The organism is Streptomyces sp. NPDC058457 (assembly GCF_042720695.1).
GTDB lineage: Bacteria > Actinomycetota > Actinomycetes > Streptomycetales > Streptomycetaceae > Streptomyces.
This window is the reverse complement of record NZ_JBHXLU010000086.1, coordinates 1-15,453: the sequence shown is the minus strand read 5'-3', so window position 1 is coordinate 15,453 and position 15,453 is coordinate 1. Positions and strand designations below refer to the sequence as shown.

The window sequence follows — 15,453 nt, the reverse complement described above, 5'->3', positions numbered from 1 at the left end:
TTTCGGACGGCGGGCGGAGTGCAGTGGGCCAAGGGGGTCAGTGGGCCGCCGTGTCGGAGACGGCGGTGCGGACGGCTCGTTCCACCAGGTTCACACCGTCGGCCATGGACGTGTTGCCGTTGGAGAGGACCGCGACGAGGTAGTGGTGCCCGCCGGCCGTGATGCGTCCGATGCTGTTGATGTCCCACAGTCCGGTCGTGGTGCGCATGAGCCAGCCGTTCTTCAGCGCCCACCCCGAGTCGGCGGCGGCCGAGACGCCCCAGGACTGGTCGGCGGCGATCTCGGTCATCAGGGTGCCGATACGGCCTCGGGACGCCGCGTCGAGGGGGGTGGGGCCGGTGCCGAAGACCGCGCGCAGCAGTCGTATCTGATCGGCCGCGGTGGTCCGGGTGAGCCCCCAGCGGCCGCCGGGGCCGCCCTGGGTCGAGGTCAGCCCGAGGCGCTTGTTGGCCGACTCCAGGCCGGGGGCCTCGCCGATGGCCCGCCACAGGGCGCTGGCCGCGGTGTTGTCGCTGTCACGGATCATCACCTCCGCCTCGGCGCTCTCCCGTGCGGTGAGTTCACGCCGGTGGTCCCGGGCGTGGAGCAGCATGGCGGCGAGGATGTCGACCTTCACGATGCTCGCCGTGTCGTACGGCGTGTCGTCGCCGTAGACGGCGGGTTCCCGGCTCGTGCCGCCCAGGTCGAGGACGGCGGCGGTCACCCGTGCCTTGCCCTGTGCCGCCACGGCGGTGCGGAAGGCGGCGGGGCCGGAACCGGCGCCGGCCGCCAGGGCCGTCGGCGCGGCTCCGACGAGCAGGGCCACCGCCGCGGCCACGAGGGACAGGGTTCGGTTGAGCATGGCGGGAGCCTTCGCAGTTCGGTGGCAGGGACACAGAACTGCGAACGTAGACAAAATGGCCGGTCCGCGACATGACCGCCGCCACGTCGCGACCGGTTCGGGGCCGTTTGTGAGCAGAGCAACAGGGCCGCCTGTGACCGCGGCGACAGGGCCACGCACGGAACGAGATTTCCGGTGTACGGAACAGGAATTCCGCATGCCTCATCCATATCCATCCGGGGGAAGAATGTGGTCACAGTGACGGACTGGCCCCTGGGAGGTGCCATGAGCACATCGGCGGAACCGCGGGTGAGCGGTCTGGAGGTCCGGTCCATCGACTACGTGCCGCTGGACGAGCGGCACGGCAAGCTGTGGCATCTGGGACCGCTGTGGTTCATGTCCAACGCGCAGATCGCCACCCTGGCCGTGGGGCTGATCAGCATCACGGAGGGCGGCAACCTGATCTGGTCGCTGCTGGCGATCGTCGCGGGCACCCTGATCGGCACGTTCTTCATGGCGTTCCACTCGGCGCAGGGGCCGCAGCTGGGACTGCCGCAGATGATCCAGTCCCGCCCGCAGTTCGGCTATGTCGGGGCGCTGCTGGTGTGGCTGTTCGCGTATGTGCAGTACGCGGGCTTCAACGTGTTCAACACCGTCCTGGCCGGTGAGGCCCTGGACACCACGATCCACGGTGGCGTGAAGCTCTGGGTGGTCGTGGTCACCGTGGTCGCGCTGGTCGTGGCGCTGGTGGGGTACGACATCATCCACAAGGCCGAGCGGTTCCTGACCTACACGTTCCTGGTCATCTTCGGGATCTTCACCGTCGGCGTCCTGGTCACCCTGCACTACCCGGCGGGCTCGTTCGACCTCGGCGCCTTCAAGGTCACGCCGTTCCTGGCGCAGTTCGGCGTGGTCGCCGGCTACCAGATCAGCTGGGCCATCTATGTCTCGGACTACTCGCGGTACCTGCCGCCGGACGTCACCGTCCGCAAGACGTTCTACTGGACCTACTTCGGCTCGGCGCTCGGCGGCATCTGGCTGATGGTGCTCGGGACGCTGCTGGCCGCCTGGGCGGGCGACAGCTTCGACACGATCCCGTCGATCAACGCCGCCGGTGACAAGGTCTTCGACGGCTTCGGCGCGATCGTCCTGCTGTTCTCCGCGCTGGGCCTGATCTCCGTCACCGCACTGAACATGTACGGCGGCTCACTGACCCTGATCAGTGCCATCGACTCGTTCAAGCGGGTGCGCCCGACCCTGGCCGTGCGCCTGGTCACCCTCGTGGTGACCGCGGCGCTCTCGCTGATCGGCGCACTGGCGGCGACGACGAACTTCCTGACGAACTTCAACAACTTCCTGCTGCTGGTGCTGTATCTGTTCATCCCGTGGACGTCCGTGAACCTGATGGACTACTACGTGGTGCGCCGGGGTCACTACGCGATCGCGGAGATCTTCAAGCCGAACGGCATCTACGGCCGCTGGGGCTGGCAGGGGATCATCTCGTACCTGGTCGGGTTCGCGGTCATGATCCCGTTCTTCTCGGTCGGCACGCTCTTCGTCGGCCCCGCCGCCAAGGCCCTGGACGGGGCGGACATCTCGCTGTTCATCGGGCTGCCGGTGTCGGCGCTGCTGTACTGGCTGCTGACCCGTTCGATCGACGTCGAGGCGGAGACCCGCGTCGCCGAGGCGGAGGCCGCGGCCCTGGAGCAGGCGGCGCACGAGCACCGCGAGCCGTAGGACCGGGCTCCGGTCCGGCCGGTCGCCGTCAAGGTCAGTAGGCCGAGTTGACGTTGTCGATGGAGCCGTACCGGTGGGCGGCGTAGTTGGCGGCCGCGGTGATGTTGGCGACCGGGTCGGTGACGCTGTGGGCGGTGCCGGTCACGTGGTACGCGTTGAAGGTGGGGTCGATGACCTGGAGCAGGCCCTTGGAGGGGGTGCCCTTCTGCGCGTTGACGTCCCAGTTGTTCTGGGCGCTCGGGTTGCCGCCGGACTCGCGCATGATGTTGCGCTTGAGGCCGTCGTAGCTGCCGGGGATGCCCTTGGCCTTCATGATCTGCAGGGACTGCTTGATCCAGCCGTCGAGGTTGTTGGCGGAGCCGCTCCGGGAGGCGGTGCGGCTGGTGTCGCCGGAGGAGGCCGTGACCGCGGTGGAGGTGTGCGCCTGCGTCAGTTCGGCGGCCTGTGCGTTCGCCGGCATCAGGGTGAGGGCGGCGGCCGCGGCACCGGTGGTGGCGAGGCCGGCGAGGCCGAGGGTGCGCAGGCGGGCGATGCGGGTGCGAGTGGTCATGGTCATGCGAATGCAACTCTCCGGTGGGGGACGGCGTCGGCGCCGGCCGCGGTGTGCGGCGGCGGTGGGCGGAGCCCGTACTACCGGCGGGAGTGGGCGGGTCCGGCGGAGATCCGCTCGGCCCGTCGCCCGTCTCCCGGCGACGAGAGCAATGGTTAGCGGCAGCCGGAGCAGGCCGCAATGATGTGACGTACTACCCGACTTCGGATTGAATGCCCGAAATGGCCGTTAATGGGTGTCTTATAGCCAGTTCAGGGCGTTCCGTTCCTACGATGCCGCATAGGATGTGATGTGGCTCCTATGGGGGGTGTCACGCGTTCAGGGCCCTTCGCGGGGCTCTCGGGACGGGGTGGGCTCGCTCCACAGCTCTCGTACAGGCCGTCGCGAGAGCATCCGCCCATGTCTGACACCTCCACACCGGCGCCGGGGGCGATCCGGGTGCTGATCGTCGACGACGAGCCCGAGCTGACCGAACTGCTCTCGGTCGCCGTCAGCGCGGCGGGCTGGCAGCCGTTCGTGGCGCGCAACGGGTACGGCGCGCTGCGCACCGCCCGCACCTGCGGACCGCACGCCGTCGTGCTGGACGGCATGCTGCCCGACCTGGACGGGATCCAGGTGCTGCGCCGGCTGCGCTACGAGAACGCCAGGGTGCCCGTGCTGATGCTGACCGCCCGGGACGCGGTGGAGCACCGGCTCGACGGGCTCTCGACCGGCGCCGACGACTATGTGACCAAGCCCTTCTCCCTGGAGGAGGTGATGCTCCGGCTGCGCGGTCTGCTGCGCCGCTCCGGGGCCGGCGAGGCCGCCGCGGAGGACGGGGTGCGGCTGCTCGGCGACCTGGTGCTGGGTGACCGGACCCGCGAGGTGCGCCGGGGCGGCACGCCGATCTCGCTCACCGCGAAGGAGTTCGACCTGCTGCGGTTCCTGATGGACCACCCGCGCCAGGTGCTCAGCAAGACGCAGATCCTCGACCACGTGTGGAACAGCTCGTTCGACGGCGGCGGAAACCTGGTGGAGGTGTACGTCTACGGTCTGCGCGCGAAGATCGACAAGGACCGCCGGCCGATGATCCACACCGTGCGCGGCGCCGGGTATGTCATCAGACCGGCGGACGACCAGGCATGACGGTCGTCGGGCGGGCCCGCACCCGGCTCCGCGGGCGCTCGCTGCGGGTCCGGATGGTCCTCGTCCACTCCCTCACCCTGGCCGCCGTCTGCACGGCGATGGCCCTGGCGACCGTGCTCGTCCAGCGCTACTACCTGATCAGGGACCTGGACCAGCGGGTCACCGACGCCGCCGAGCACAGCCAGGGTGGCCGGGAGCACGCGCCGCCCGGGGCGAGCCTCGGCTTCCTCCACGAGCGCGGCCAGCACACCGGCACCCTCGCCGCCCTGATGGACGGCGCGGAGATCACCACGGCCGAGGTGGTGACGGACGACGGCCCGCGCTCCCTCAGCGCCGCCCAGCGCGCCGCCCTCGGCGGCATTCCGGCCGACGGAACCCTGCACACCCGGACGATCCCGGGTCTGGGCGCCTACCGGCTGACGGCCGTCAGTGAGGGCGGCACCGCCATGCTGGCCGGGCTGCCGGTGGGCGGCGTGCGGCAGATGATCGACTCCCTGGTGGTGATCGAGGCCTGTATCGCCGGGGTCGGGCTGGTGCTGGCGGGCTCGGTGTCGGCGGTGGCGATCCGGCGTCAGCTGCGGCCGCTGCGGCGGGTCGCCGCCACCGCCGTCGCGGTCTCGCAGGCACCGCTGGACCGGGGCGAGGTCAGCGGGCTCACCCGGGTACCGGCGCCGGACACCGATCCGGGCACCGAGGTGGGCCAGGTCGGGGTAGCTCTGAACCGGCTGATCGACCACGTGGAGTGGTCCCTGTCCGAGCGCCAGCGTGCCGAGGAACACATGCGGCGCTTCCTCGCCGATGCCAGTCATGAGCTGCGCACCCCGCTCGCCTCGATCGCCGGGTACGCCGAGCTGATGCTGATGGGTGTGGACACCCGGAAGATCGAACCGGAGCTGGCCTGGCGCCGGGTCTCCGACCAGTCGGCGCGGATGACGGGACTGGTCGAGGACCTGCTGCTGCTCGCCCGGCTGGAGGAGGGCAGACCGCTGGAGGCCGCCGAGGTGAACCTGGCGACCCTGGTCGGGGACGCGGTCTGGGACGCCCGCGCGGCGGGGTCGGACCATCACTGGCAGCTGGTGCTGTGCCTCGACGCGCCCGCCACGGTGACCGGCGACCCGTCCCGGCTGCACCAGGTGGCGGCCAACCTGCTGGCCAACGCCCGGGTGCACACCCCCGCCGGGACGCGGATCACCGTCACGGTGGAGACGGCGGACGGGCACTGCGTGATCCGTGTGCACGACGACGGTCCGGGCATCCCGGGCGAGCTCCTGCCGACGGTCTTCGACCGCTTCACCCGGGGTGACGCCTCCCGCTCCCGCGCCCCCGGCACCGCGGGCGGGGCGGGTCTGGGGCTGGCCATCACGGCCGCGATCACCCAGGCGCACGGCGGCCGGGTCGAGGTGGACAGCGCGCCCGGCGACACCCGGTTCACCGTCACGCTGCCGCTCTCCGGCACCGCCGTCCAGATGCCGGCGACCACCACGGCGGGGAACTGACCCGCCGGCGCCGCCCGACGTCACCGCACCACCGGCAGCTCCTCCCCCGCGGGCTTCCACCGCAGATGGACGCTCTCCCCCGGCTGTCCGGCCCGCAGCAGCGACAGGCGGGGGCGGACGGCGTCGGTGCGTGCGGTGGGGGGTTTGCGGCGGCCGGCCCTGAACTGCGCGGGCCACTCGGCGGCCGCTCCCCGGTACTCCTGCTCGGCCGCCGCGTGCAGGGTCCAGTGCGGGTCGTACAGGTGGGTACGGCCCAGGGCGCACAGGTCGGCGCGCCCGGCGAGGAGGATGGAGTTGACGTCGTCGTAGGAGGCGATGGCGCCGACGGCGATGACGGCCGCCCCGGTGGCGGCGGCGACCTCGTGCCGGATGCGGTCGGCGAACGGGGTCTGGTAGGAGCGGCCGTAGGCGGGCCGCTCCTCCTTGGTGACCTGGCCGGTGGAGACGTCGACGCCGGCCGCGCCGTGGGCGACGAAGGCGCGGGCGATCTCGACGGCGTCGTGCTCGGTGTTGCCGTCCGGCATCCAGTCGGTGGCGGAGATCCGCACGATCACGGGGCGTTCGGCGGGCCAGACGGCACGGACGGCGTCGAAGACCTCCAGGGGGTAGCGCAGCCGGTTCTCCAGCGACCCGCCGTACGCGTCGGTGCGGTGGTTGGCGATCGGCGAGAGGAACGAGGAGAGCAGGTAACCGTGGGCGCAGTGGAGTTCGAGGAGGTCGAAGCCGGCGTCCGCGCCGCGCCGGGCCGCCGCCGTGAACTCGTCCCTGATCCGGTCCAGGTCGGCGCGGGTGAGCTCGCGGGGTGCGGGTGAGCCGGGGCCGTACGGCAGCGGGGAGGGGCCGACGGTCTCCCAGTTGCCGTCCGGAAGCGGTTCGTCCATGCCCTCCCACATCAGCCGGGTCGAGCCCTTGCGGCCGGAGTGGCCGAGCTGGAGGCCGATGCGAGCGGTGCTGCGGGCGTGCACGAAGTCCACGACGCGGGTCCAGGAGTCGCGTTGTGCGTCGTTCCACAGGCCGGTGCAGCCGGGGGTGATCCGGCCCTCGGGCGAGACGCAGACCATCTCCGTCATCACCAGACCGGCCCCGCCCATGGCCCTGGAGCCGAGGTGGACGAGGTGGAAGTCCCCGGGGACCCCGTCGACGGCGGAGTACATGTCCATCGGGGAGACGACCACCCGGTTCTTCAGCTCCAGTCGGCCGATGCGGAACGGCTGGAACATCGCGGGGGCCCGGTCGCTCAGGCCCTGCGCCGCGGCGAAGGCGGTGTCGACGCGGTCGGCGAACTCGGCATCCCGGGTGCGCAGGTTGTCGTAGGTGATGCGGCGGGAGCGGGTGAGGAGGTTGAAGCAGAACTGGGTGGGTTCCTGGCGGGCGTACATGCCGATGTTCTCGAACCACTCCAGCGAGGCCTGCGCGGCCCGCTGTGTGGACTCCACCACCGGGCGCCGCTCGCTCTCGTAGGCGCTCAACGCGCTTTCGGTGTCCGGGTGTTCGTGCAGACAGGCGGCGAGGGCCAGGGCGTCCTCCATGGCCAGTTTGGTGCCGGAGCCGATGGAGAAGTGGGCGGTGTGGGCGGCGTCGCCGATCAGGACCAGGTTCTCGTGGTGCCACCGCTCGTTGCGCACGGTGGTGAAGTTCAGCCACTTGGAGTTGTTCGCGAACACCTGGTGTCCGTCGAGTTCCGCGGCGAACAGCTCACGGACCCGGGACACGGCCTGCTCGTCGGAGACACCCGGCGCGAACACGGCGTCCTCGGTGGCGTCGAAGCCCGCCCGGCGCCAGACGTCCTCGTGCATCTCCACGATGAACGTCGAACCGGCGTCGGAGTAGGGGTAACCGTGGACCTGCATGACCCCCCACTCCGTCTCCTTGACGAAGAACTGGAAGGCCTCGAAGACCCGGTCCGTGCCCAGCCACATGTACTTGCTGTGCCGCCGGTCCAGGGAGGGGCCGAAGAGGCCCGAACAGGCCGTACGGACACCGGAGTTGACGCCGTCCGCGCCGACGACGAGGTCGTACGAGGCGCGCAGCTCGGCCACCTCGGGCGCGAGGGTGGAGAAGCGCAGGGTGACGCCCAGCTCGCGGCAGCGCTCCTGCAGGAGGCGCAGGAGTTCCTTGCGGCTCATCGCGGCGAAGCCCTGGCCGCCGACGGTGTGGCTCTCGCCCCGGTAGTGGATGTCGATGTCCGTCCAGCGGGCGAAGCGGCGGGCCATGGCCTCGGCGAAGACGGTGTCGGCGTTCTCGATGCCGCCGAGGGTCTCGTCGGAGAAGACCACGCCGAAGCCGAACGTGTCGTCGGGGGCGTTGCGTTCCCACACGGTGATCTCGTGGGCGGGGTCCAGCTGCTTCATCAATGCCGCGAGGTAGAGCCCGCCCGGGCCACCGCCGATGATCGCGATTTTCACCGGAGTTCCTCTCACTGCTCGGCGACCGGCTCGGCGGCCTGCTCTTGTTCGATGATCCTGCGGAGGGCGAACCGCTGGAGCTTGCCGCTGGTGTTGCGCGGCAGGGTGTCGCGGAAGCGCACGTCCCGTGGGTACTTGTAGGGCGCGAGGACCTGCTTGACGTGGTCCTGGATCTCCTTGACCTTGGCCGCGTCCCCGGTGACGCCCTCGCGCAGCACCACGAAGGCGCACACGACCGAGCCGCGCTCCGGGTCGGGACGGGCCACCACCGCCGATTCGACGACGTCCGGGTGGGTGTCGACGGCGGCCTCCACCTCGGGACCGCCGATGTTGTACCCGGACGAGACGATCATGTTGTCGCTGCGCGCGTGGTAGTGGAAGTAGCCGTCCTCGTCACGGTGGAAGATGTCGCCGGTGACGTTCCAGCCGCCCACGACGTAGTCCTGCTGCCGCTTGTCGTCGAGATAGCGGCAGCCCACCGGGCCGATGACGCCGAGCCGCCCGGGCTCCCCCGGGCCGAGTTCCTCGCCGTCGAGGCCGAGGATCGTGGCCCGGTAGCCGGGCACCGGCCGGCCGGTGGCGCCGGGCCTGATGTCGTCGCCGGCGGCCGAGATGAAGATGTGCAGCAGCTCGGTCGCGCCGATGCCGTCGATGACCTTCAGCCCGATGCGGTCGCGCAGTTCCTCCCAGGTGCTGAGCGGTATGTGTTCGCCGGCCGACACCCCGGTCCGCAGACTGCCCAGTTGGCGTTCCTTGCCGTCGCGCACGATCGCCTTGTAGGCGGTGGGTGCGGTGGCGAGGACCGTGACACCGTGTTTCTCGACCAGGTCGGCGAGCTGGGGCGGTGTCGCCGTCTCCGTGAGCAGGGCACAGGCGCCGGCCCGCAGCGGGAAGACGACGAGCATGCCGAGGCCGAAGGTGAAGGCGAACGGCGCCGTGCAGGCGACCAGGTCGTCCGGCCGCAGCCGCAGGACGTGCCGTCCGAAGGTGTTGTCGATGGACAGGATGTCCCGGTGGAAGTGCATGGTGATCTTCGGGACGCCGGTGCTGCCCGAGGTCGGGCCGAGGAGTGCCACGTCGTCGGCGGCGGTGTCGACGTTCGTGAACTCACCGGACTTCGCTGCGCACCGGGCCACCAGGTCGCCGTCGCCGGTCCCGCCGTACTCGACCACCCGCAGGCCGGGCAGTGCGGTGCGGACGTCGTCGGTGAAGCGGTGGTCCACGAGGGCGAGCGCGGGCCGGGTGCGTTCGGCGATCGGGACGATCTCCCGGGCGCGCAGCGCGGCCATCGTGGTGACCACCACCCCGCCGGCCTTCAGGACACCGAGCCAGCAGGCCACCGTCCAGGGGGTGTTGGGCGCGCGCAGCAGGACGCGCTGCCCCGGTACCAGGTCCAGGTCGGCGGTGAGCACCTGGGCGACCTGGTTGGCGCGGGTGCGCAGTTCGCCGTAGGTCCACAGCTCCCCGGCCGGGGTGCGCAGGGCGGGGCGGTCGGGGCCGTGGCGCTCGACGGCCGCGTCGATGAGCTCGCCGGCCGCGTTGAGGCGGTCCGGGTAGGCCAGTTCGGGAGTGGTGAACTCGATGGTGGGCCACTGTTCGGCGGGCGGGAGGTGATCCCGCGCGAAGGTGTCCAGGTGCGAGGTGGGTGAGGGCGGAAGAGCCAACGCGGGGTTCCTTCCGGGAGCCCGCCGGTGGTGTACGGCGGGCGGCTCAGGCGGGACGGATCATGCCCTCCTGGACCACGGTGGCCAGGTGGCGGTGGTCGCGGGTGAAGAAGCGGCCGCTGCCCAGTCCGCGGCCCGCGTCGGCGGCCACCGCTTCCTGGGCGTAGAGCAGCCAGTCGCCGACCGGTGCGGGACGGTGGAACCACATGGCGTGGTCGAGGCTGGCGGTGACCAGGCCGGGGTCGGCCCAGGCCAGGCCGAGGACGCGCAGGACGGGTTCGAGGATGGTGTAGTCGCAGACGTAGGCGAGGGCGGCCAGGTCGCGCTGGGCGTCGGTGAGTCCCTCGACGGGGCGGAGCGCGTCGAACGGCCGTACCCAGACGGCCTGGTGGGGCAGCCGTTCGCCGTCGACGGTGAGGTAGACGGGGCCGGGTACGTGGCGCATGTCGAAGCCGCGGCCGCCGCTCCAGTAGGCCTTGGACCCGTCGGTCATGGTGCCGCCGGTGCGCTCGGCGAGGTACCCGGCCGAGCCGGGCAGCGTCTCGGGCCCCGGGACGTCCTCGGCGAACTCGGCGTGGAAGGACGAACCCGGCTCCCCCGCCGCGAAGTTGGCGAGGCAGACGTACAGCACCTTGCCGTTCTGGTAGCCGCGTACCTGGCGGGTGCTGTAGCCGCGGCCGTCGCGGAGCACCTCCACCTCGTAGCGGACCTCGGCGCCGATGTCCGCCGGGCGCAGGAAGTAGCTGTGCATGGAGTGCAGTGTCTTGCCGTCGGTCACCGAGCGCATCGCCGCGGCGGCGGCCTGGGCGACGAGGTCGCCGCCGTAGGCCTTGGGCCAGGGGCAGGGCTGGGTGGTCGCGGTGAAGGCGAGGTCGAAGTGCTCGGGCGGGGCGGGTTTCAGGGTGAGGGCCGCCGTGACGATCGCGGAGGTCGGCGCGTTCGGGACGGCCGGGTCGGCGCTCATCGGTTCAGCCAGTCGCGCAGGTCGGTGTCGGCCACGTCGGGCAGGTTCACCACGATGTTCTCCGGGGTCCGGGTGGTCATCCACACCAGTGGCCTGCTGCGGGAGAGGTTGCACTCGACGTGCGGCATGAACGGCGGGACGAAGACCCAGTCGCCCTCCTCCATGTCGAGGTAGTCCTCGAACTTCTCGCCGAAGTAGATCCGGGCCCGGCCCGACAGGACGTAGCCGCCGGTCTCGGCCTCGCCGTGGTGGTGGGAGACCGAGCGGTAGCCGGGCTCGTTGCTGACCTTGCCGTACCACAGGCGGCGCGCCGGGGTGTGCCGGGCGCTGACGCCCGACACGCGGACGGCGCCGCCCGAGTCGGCGGTGTTGACGTCCTCCTGGCCGGCCCGGGTCACGACCGGGGCGACGAGGCCGCTGGGCAGCCGGTACATCGCGTTGTCGCCCTCAAGCCGGTACTTGCCGAGGTCAGGCTCCATGGAATCGACTCCGTTTCCGTGGGCTCGCCGGGGTCCGGACCGGACCGCGCGCTCTATCTCGTATTTTTCACGGTCGTCATTTATTGTCAATACGCCCGGCCGTGCGGCCGGAGCCGGACACCACCGAACCGGAGGCCTGATGACTCCCGTCGCCGTGAACCCGCCCGCCCTGCCGGCCCCGAGCGGCTACTCGCACGGAACCCTTGCGGGGAACACGCTCCACCTGGGCGGCCAGACCGCGCTCGACGCCGATATGAAGATCGTTCCGGGTGGCATCGTCGAGCAGTTCCGCCAGGCGTTCGGCAATGTGCTGACCACGCTGCGGGCGGCCGGCGGCGAGCCGGAGGACCTGGTGAGCGTGACGATCTACCTCACGGACATCCCCGGCTACCAGGCCCACGGCAAGGAGATCGGCAGGGTGTGGCGGGAGCTCGCGGGGCCGGTGTACCCGGCGATGGCGGGCATCGGCTGCACCGCACTCTGGCAGCCGGAGGCGCTGATCGAGATCCTCGGCGTGGCCGTGATCCCGGAGGAGCGGCTGATCAGGCCCTAACGGCTGTGTATGACCGCCAGGGCGTGTGCGCGGGCGGGCTCCCGGAGCGTCTTGTCGAGTTCCTCGAAGAGCGCGCCGGCGGTCTCGCCCATCCAGCCCGGCGGCAGCAGGGACAGCGGCAGCCCGGGGTCGCGGTAGGGGAGCCGGCGCCACTCGGTGAGCATCGGCAGATAGATCCCGAACGCCTCCCGGGCCGGGATCGCGCCCGCCGCCGCGCGCTCGCTCACCGGCCGGTACCGCTCCAGGAAGTCCGAGTAGAGCGCGGTGAGCTCGTCGAGGTCCCACCACTCGCGGACCTTCGCCGACAGGTCGCCGAAGGCGAAGTGGTCGCCGGTGAAGATGTCCACATACGGCGTCAGCCCGAGGCGCTGCAGGGTGCGGCGGGTCTCGTCGGCCAGGATGCCGGGCGCCACCCACACGCCGGGGGCCGCGGTGCCGAAGCCCAGCCGGGTCAGGGCGGTGCGCAGGGCGTGGCGCTTGTCGCGTTCGGACTCGGGCACGGAGAACACGACGACGAGCCAGCCGTCGCCGGCCGCGGCCCGGTTCCGCTCGAAGATGCGCACGTCGCCGTCTTCGAGGACCTCCAGCGTGCCCTGGGAGACGGCGTACCCGGCGGCACCCTCGTGGCGCTCACCGCGCAGCACCCCGCGCCGCTTCAGCCGGGACACCGCCGAGCGCACGGCCTGCCCCTCCACCCCGAGGTCGGCCATGAGGCGTATGACGGAGGCGACGGAGAGCCAGTTGTGCTCGCGGCGCGCGTACAGCGCGAAGAGGGTGATGATCAGCGGGCCCAGCCGGCTGTCCCGGCCGCCCGCGCCGACGGCGGTCGACGGCTCGACGTGCGCTGTCATGCCCACCCACCTCCGGCCGGAGTCACCCTTCTGATCGCGCAGCAGCCTATCGCGCGTGCGGGTGCCGCACCGGCGGTGCGGATCACCGCTCCGGGGCCCGGCGCGCTCACGTCGTGCTGCGGGTCGCCTGCCGACGGCACATGGTGGTGGTACGGCACGGGCGGCGGCGTCCGACCGGGCATCGTCGTCATCGGCGCCGTCGTTGTCCCTGACACCTCTCGATACCTCTGATACCTCTAGTGACTCAGATACCTCTGGTGCCTTCGTCGTCTCTGTTGGGGAGTCCGTCATGACCACACCCCGGGACCTGTTCCTCGTCACCGTGTACGACGCCGCCGCGCGGCCCGTCGAGCAGGGTGACCTCTCGCTGGCGCTCGCGGGAGCCGAACTGGTCGATCTCATCGACGCCGGGGCGGTCACGCTCGACGGCGAGCTCATCGTGCCCGCACCGGCGGGCGCGGCGGGTGACCGGCTCCTCGACGAGGCGGTGACGGCGCTGCGCCGGGAGACGCCGTACGAGTCGGTCGAGGACTGGCTGTGGCGGCGGGGGCGCGGCCTGGGCGCCGCCTATCTGGAGGCCCTGGAGGCGGACGGGACCGTCGCCCAGCAGCGGCGGCGCTGGCTGTCGCTGCCGACGGGGCGGACGGAGGCCGCCGACTCGCCCGAGCGTGCGCGGGCGCACGAGCGCTGGGCGTCGGGCGAGCCGGTGCTCGCCGCCCTCGCGGCCGGGGTGGGGATCGGGGACGAGGCGGCCAAGGACCTCGCGAGTGCGGTCTCCGACGCGATCGTGACGGTGGTGGCCGCCGTGGACGACGCCGTGACGGAACTGGCCGCCGTACGCCAGCGGAGGGAGATCGAGGACGCGGCGTTCGACAACGTCTGGCGCGGCCTGTGACGGTCGCTGCCGTGCGGCGCCGCCCGGATCGCTCCTGAGCACCGTCGCGCTGCCGTCGCACCCACGCGGCCTACCGCTGCGGCAACGCCGTTCCGCCCGTCACTGTGTCGCCTTCTCCCCGGTGGGGCCGACCGCGAACCACTTGCCGTCGAGCCCCTGGCCGTTCAGGTCGCCCGGCTTGCTGTCACCCGAGAAGCGGTAGACGGGCCAGCCGCCGACGGTGATCTGGACCTGGCCGTCCGGGCGGCGGATGGCCCCGACCTCCTTCGGGTTCACGCCCGCCAGATAGACGTTGCCGCCCTCCTGGATGGTCACGGGCGGCCACTTCACCGCGCAGGCACCGGTGCAGGACGACTTCGACGGGTGGGCGGTGTCGTCGTCGAAGCGGTACAGCGCCGCCTGGTTGATGTTGATGAGGTGCGCGGCGGACAGCGGCGCCGAGGTCACCGCGGCCAACTGCACCCACTTGGGCGGCGCTTCCTGCACGGCCGCTCCGACCACGGTCCCGCCGGTACCGCTGAGGCCGGCGTCCTGCGCGGTGGAGTCGACCACCTGGAGCGCCGAGTTGCCCGAGCCCTGGGCCGGAGCGGTGGACGAGGCCGCGGCGGAGGGGGACGGCGACGGGGTGGACGAGGTGGCCGGGGACGAGCTGTCGCCGATGGAGATCGTCTTGCCGCAGGCCGTGAGGCTCGCCGCCGCGCAGAGGGCGAGGGCGGATGCGACGACGGCACGGCGTGCGGCACCGCCGTGGGACGGCGGCCGGGTGAGGAGCGAGGTCATGCCTGCTACACGAGACAGGCACCGGCGAGGGTTCAATGCCGCCTTCGATGCCACCGGCGCCACGCGGAACCGTTCGGCCGTCCGCGACGGGTGAACGTTTTGCGCGGCCGGCCTCGTGTTCCCCGCAGAGACGAATCCTCACCGCACAGGAACGGGGGCCCGCAGTGGCGTCGGACGTCAACATCCCCGGGAGTGAACTCAAGGAGGCCCAGGACATGCTGGGCTTCGTGCACGACTTCATCGACATCGGACACCACACGTTCGACTTCGATGCCGCGTTCGGGCCCGAGCTCTCCCACGGCTCCGCACAGAACTTCGAGAACAAGTGGGAGGACGGCAAGCACCAGCTGCAGAAGCAGGTGCAGGGCATCCGGGACGCCATCGGCAACATCCTGGACTCCTTCGAGAAGACCGACCAGGACGCGGTGTCGAACCTCGACGACGGCAGCGGCCGGTGAACTCCCCCGGCGGATCCCCCGACCTGTCCCGCACTCCCCCGAAGGTGACGGCCGACCGATGAGCACTGCACAACGATTTCTGCTGGACATACCGGACCAGTGGCAGCAGGTGGACCTGAGCGGCGAGGAACTGGCCAGGACCCGCGCCCAGGCCCTCGCCGCGACCGACGACCCGCGCGAGAAGGCACGGATCAACGACATGTTCCGGCAGGGCCGGGAGGTGACCCGGGCGGCCCGCCGCTACGGGGCGCTGCTGGCCGCGGGCACGGCGACGATGTACACCGAGGGCCTCTTCATGGCGTACGGCATGGTCTTCGCCGTCAGCACGCCCAAGGGCGAGGAGCTCACGTTGCCCGTGCTGTCCGCACGGCTCGGGGTCTCCTCGGCGACCGGTGCGGCACCGAAGGACAGGGTCATCGCATCGGCGAAGGTGCCCCACGTGGGCACGGCGGCCCGGGTCACCGGCACCGAGGTGACCCGGCTGACCGGGGACATCGACGTCAAGCTGCTGACGATGCACACGATGATGCCGGTGCCCGGCAGCACCGAGGACTTCCTCGTGGTGACCCTCGCCAGCCCCAACCTGCCGTTGAAGAACGAGGTGTACGACCTTTTCGACGCCATCACCAGCACGTTCCGCTTCGTGACCGACGACGGCGTCCAGGTTCTCCCGGAC

At 71.3% G+C, this 15,453-nt stretch carries 15 protein-coding genes; 7 read left to right on the top strand and 8 right to left on the bottom strand.

The window, feature by feature from the left end; all coding sequences use genetic code 11:
- Positions 1 to 37: 37 nt before the first annotated feature.
- On the bottom strand, positions 38 to 841 hold the full coding sequence (locus tag ACFWPS_RS42390) for a serine hydrolase (protein ID WP_383716240.1): 804 nt from the start codon (positions 839 to 841) through the stop codon (positions 38 to 40).
- Between the two features lie 264 nt (positions 842 to 1,105).
- On the opposite strand from ACFWPS_RS42390, the gene ACFWPS_RS42385 reads away from it, so the two are divergent.
- Entirely contained in the window at positions 1,106 to 2,557 is a 1,452-nt protein-coding gene (locus ACFWPS_RS42385) for a purine-cytosine permease family protein (RefSeq protein ID WP_383716237.1), read from the top strand.
- A gap of 34 nt (positions 2,558 to 2,591) precedes the next feature.
- Here the strand turns inward: ACFWPS_RS42385 and ACFWPS_RS42380 are convergent, their stop codons facing one another.
- The gene (locus tag ACFWPS_RS42380; RefSeq protein ID WP_383716234.1) at positions 2,592 to 3,107 is read right to left on the bottom strand and encodes a transglycosylase SLT domain-containing protein; all 516 of its coding nucleotides are present in this window, start codon (positions 3,105 to 3,107) and stop codon (positions 2,592 to 2,594) included.
- Positions 3,108 to 3,506: 399 nt separating this feature from the next.
- Here ACFWPS_RS42380 and ACFWPS_RS42375 point away from each other — a divergent pair, with 399 nt between their 5' ends.
- Together ACFWPS_RS42375 and ACFWPS_RS42370 are read left to right on the top strand one after the other, a co-directional pair.
- Entirely contained in the window at positions 3,507 to 4,232 is a 726-nt protein-coding gene (locus ACFWPS_RS42375; RefSeq protein ID WP_383716230.1) for a response regulator transcription factor, read from the top strand.
- Positions 4,229 to 5,728 carry a sensor histidine kinase gene (locus ACFWPS_RS42370; protein ID WP_383716227.1) on the top strand — a complete coding sequence of 500 codons (1,500 nt, stop codon included), beginning with the start codon at positions 4,229 to 4,231 and terminating at the stop codon, positions 5,726 to 5,728. Before ACFWPS_RS42375 ends, ACFWPS_RS42370 begins: the two co-directional genes overlap by 4 nt.
- A 20-nt stretch (positions 5,729 to 5,748) precedes the next feature.
- Here ACFWPS_RS42370 and ACFWPS_RS42365 read toward each other — a convergent pair whose 3' ends face one another.
- The 4 genes from ACFWPS_RS42365 to ACFWPS_RS42350 are packed head-to-tail and all read right to left on the bottom strand — an operon-like array spanning position 5,749 to position 11,240.
- A complete protein-coding gene (locus tag ACFWPS_RS42365) occupies positions 5,749 to 8,133 on the bottom strand; it encodes a bifunctional salicylyl-CoA 5-hydroxylase/oxidoreductase (protein ID WP_383716224.1) in 2,385 nt (794 codons plus the stop codon).
- An 11-nt stretch (positions 8,134 to 8,144) separates the two neighbouring features.
- On the bottom strand, positions 8,145 to 9,797 hold the full coding sequence (locus ACFWPS_RS42360) for an AMP-binding protein (RefSeq protein WP_383716220.1): 1,653 nt from the start codon (positions 9,795 to 9,797) through the stop codon (positions 8,145 to 8,147).
- A gap of 46 nt (positions 9,798 to 9,843) precedes the next feature.
- On the bottom strand, positions 9,844 to 10,761 hold the full coding sequence (locus ACFWPS_RS42355) for an acyl-CoA thioesterase (protein WP_383716217.1): 918 nt from the start codon (positions 10,759 to 10,761) through the stop codon (positions 9,844 to 9,846).
- A complete protein-coding gene (locus ACFWPS_RS42350; RefSeq protein WP_383716214.1) occupies positions 10,758 to 11,240 on the bottom strand; it encodes a cupin domain-containing protein in 483 nt (160 codons plus the stop codon). Before ACFWPS_RS42350 ends, ACFWPS_RS42355 begins: the two co-directional genes overlap by 4 nt.
- 139 nt (positions 11,241 to 11,379) lie before the next feature.
- On the opposite strand from ACFWPS_RS42350, the gene ACFWPS_RS42345 reads away from it, so the two are divergent.
- Entirely contained in the window at positions 11,380 to 11,793 is a 414-nt protein-coding gene (locus tag ACFWPS_RS42345) for a RidA family protein (RefSeq protein WP_383716211.1), read from the top strand.
- Here ACFWPS_RS42345 and ACFWPS_RS42340 read toward each other — a convergent pair.
- The gene (locus tag ACFWPS_RS42340) at positions 11,790 to 12,644 is read right to left on the bottom strand and encodes a PaaX family transcriptional regulator C-terminal domain-containing protein (protein ID WP_383716208.1); all 855 of its coding nucleotides are present in this window, start codon (positions 12,642 to 12,644) and stop codon (positions 11,790 to 11,792) included. The genes ACFWPS_RS42345 and ACFWPS_RS42340 overlap by 4 nt on opposite strands.
- A gap of 289 nt (positions 12,645 to 12,933) precedes the next feature.
- Here ACFWPS_RS42340 and ACFWPS_RS42335 point away from each other — a divergent pair, with 289 nt between their 5' ends.
- Positions 12,934 to 13,539 carry a GPP34 family phosphoprotein gene (locus tag ACFWPS_RS42335; RefSeq protein ID WP_383716205.1) on the top strand — a complete coding sequence of 202 codons (606 nt, stop codon included), beginning with the start codon at positions 12,934 to 12,936 and terminating at the stop codon, positions 13,537 to 13,539.
- 99 nt (positions 13,540 to 13,638) lie between these two features.
- Here the strand turns inward: ACFWPS_RS42335 and ACFWPS_RS42330 are convergent, their stop codons facing one another.
- Positions 13,639 to 14,319 (bottom strand): hypothetical protein, encoded by a 681-nt coding sequence (locus ACFWPS_RS42330; protein ID WP_383716202.1) that lies wholly within the window; start codon positions 14,317 to 14,319, stop codon positions 13,639 to 13,641.
- 164 nt (positions 14,320 to 14,483) lie between these two features.
- On the opposite strand from ACFWPS_RS42330, the gene ACFWPS_RS42325 reads away from it, so the two are divergent.
- Together ACFWPS_RS42325 and ACFWPS_RS42320 are read left to right on the top strand one after the other, a co-directional pair.
- On the top strand, positions 14,484 to 14,777 hold the full coding sequence (locus ACFWPS_RS42325) for a hypothetical protein (protein WP_383716200.1): 294 nt from the start codon (positions 14,484 to 14,486) through the stop codon (positions 14,775 to 14,777).
- 58 nt (positions 14,778 to 14,835) lie between these two features.
- The coding region (locus ACFWPS_RS42320) for a hypothetical protein (RefSeq protein WP_383716197.1) at positions 14,836 to 15,453 on the top strand (618 nt) is incomplete at its 3' end.

Coding starts and splice junctions, on each gene's coding strand:
- ACFWPS_RS42340 (WP_383716208.1), bottom strand. CDS start 12,644: ATGACAGCGCACGTCGAGCCGTCGACCGCCGTCGGCGCGGGCGGCCGG.
- ACFWPS_RS42330 (WP_383716202.1), bottom strand. CDS start 14,319: ATGACCTCGCTCCTCACCCGGCCGCCGTCCCACGGCGGTGCCGCACGC.
- ACFWPS_RS42345 (WP_383716211.1), top strand. CDS start 11,380: ATGACTCCCGTCGCCGTGAACCCGCCCGCCCTGCCGGCCCCGAGCGGC.
- ACFWPS_RS42390 (WP_383716240.1), bottom strand. CDS start 841: ATGCTCAACCGAACCCTGTCCCTCGTGGCCGCGGCGGTGGCCCTGCTC.
- ACFWPS_RS42380 (WP_383716234.1), bottom strand. CDS start 3,107: ATGACCACTCGCACCCGCATCGCCCGCCTGCGCACCCTCGGCCTCGCC.
- ACFWPS_RS42375 (WP_383716230.1), top strand. CDS start 3,507: ATGTCTGACACCTCCACACCGGCGCCGGGGGCGATCCGGGTGCTGATC.
- ACFWPS_RS42350 (WP_383716214.1), bottom strand. CDS start 11,240: ATGGAGCCTGACCTCGGCAAGTACCGGCTTGAGGGCGACAACGCGATG.
- ACFWPS_RS42385 (WP_383716237.1), top strand. CDS start 1,106: ATGAGCACATCGGCGGAACCGCGGGTGAGCGGTCTGGAGGTCCGGTCC.
- ACFWPS_RS42335 (WP_383716205.1), top strand. CDS start 12,934: ATGACCACACCCCGGGACCTGTTCCTCGTCACCGTGTACGACGCCGCC.
- ACFWPS_RS42370 (WP_383716227.1), top strand. CDS start 4,229: ATGACGGTCGTCGGGCGGGCCCGCACCCGGCTCCGCGGGCGCTCGCTG.
- ACFWPS_RS42355 (WP_383716217.1), bottom strand. CDS start 10,761: ATGAGCGCCGACCCGGCCGTCCCGAACGCGCCGACCTCCGCGATCGTC.